Annotated in this window: 1 rRNA gene; it reads right to left on the bottom strand. The window is 51.6% G+C overall.

What is annotated here, in order from left to right:
* A 16S ribosomal RNA gene (locus tag IE142_RS34705) occupies positions 1-1,269 on the bottom strand; the annotation flags it as partial.

Here is a 1,269-nt window from a genome sequence, read left to right as displayed (position 1 = left end):
TATGGGATTTGCTTGACCTCGCGGTTTCGCTGCCCTTTGTATTGTCCATTGTAGCACGTGTGTAGCCCAAATCATAAGGGGCATGATGATTTGACGTCATCCCCACCTTCCTCCGGTTTGTCACCGGCAGTCAACTTAGAGTGCCCAACTTAATGATGGCAACTAAGCTTAAGGGTTGCGCTCGTTGCGGGACTTAACCCAACATCTCACGACACGAGCTGACGACAACCATGCACCACCTGTCACTCTGTCCCCCGAAGGGGAAAACTCTATCTCTAGAGGGGTCAGAGGATGTCAAGATTTGGTAAGGTTCTTCGCGTTGCTTCGAATTAAACCACATGCTCCACCGCTTGTGCGGGTCCCCGTCAATTCCTTTGAGTTTCAACCTTGCGGTCGTACTCCCCAGGCGGAGTGCTTAATGCGTTAGCTGCAGCACTAAGGGGCAGAAACCCCCTAACACTTAGCACTCATCGTTTACGGCGTGGACTACCAGGGTATCTAATCCTGTTTGATCCCCACGCTTTCGCACATCAGCGTCAGTTACAGACCAGAAAGTCGCCTTCGCCACTGGTGTTCCTCCATATCTCTGCGCATTTCACCGCTACACATGGAATTCCACTTTCCTCTTCTGCACTCAAGTTTTCCAGTTTCCAATGACCCTCCACGGTTGAGCCGTGGGCTTTCACATCAGACTTAAAAAACCGCCTACGCGCGCTTTACGCCCAATAATTCCGGATAACGCTTGCCACCTACGTATTACCGCGGCTGCTGGCACGTAGTTAGCCGTGGCTTTCTGATTAGGTACCGTCAAGACGTGCATAGTTACTTACACATTTGTTCTTCCCTAATAACAGAGTTTTACGATCCGAAGACCTTCATCACTCACGCGGCGTTGCTCCGTCAGGCTTTCGCCCATTGCGGAAGATTCCCTACTGCTGCCTCCCGTAGGAGTCTGGACCGTGTCTCAGTTCCAGTGTGGCCGATCACCCTCTCAGGTCGGCTACGCATCGTTGCCTTGGTAAGCCGTTACCTTACCAACTAGCTAATGCGGCGCGGATCCATCTATAAGTGACAGCAAAACCGTCTTTCACTATTGAACCATGCGGTTCAATATATTATCCGGTATTAGCTCCGGTTTCCCGAAGTTATCCCAGTCTTATAGGTAGGTTATCCACGTGTTACTCACCCGTCCGCCGCTAACGTCAGAGGAGCAAGCTCCCCGTCTGTTCGCTCGACTTGCATGTATTAGGCACGCCGCCAGCGTTCATC

The sequence above is a fragment of the Streptomyces mutabilis genome, assembly GCF_014649815.1.
GTDB classification, from domain to species: Bacteria; Actinomycetota; Actinomycetes; order Streptomycetales; family Streptomycetaceae; genus Streptomyces; species Streptomyces mutabilis.
Note: the sequence above shows the minus strand (reverse complement) of the source record. Positions and strands in the feature narration are given on the sequence as shown.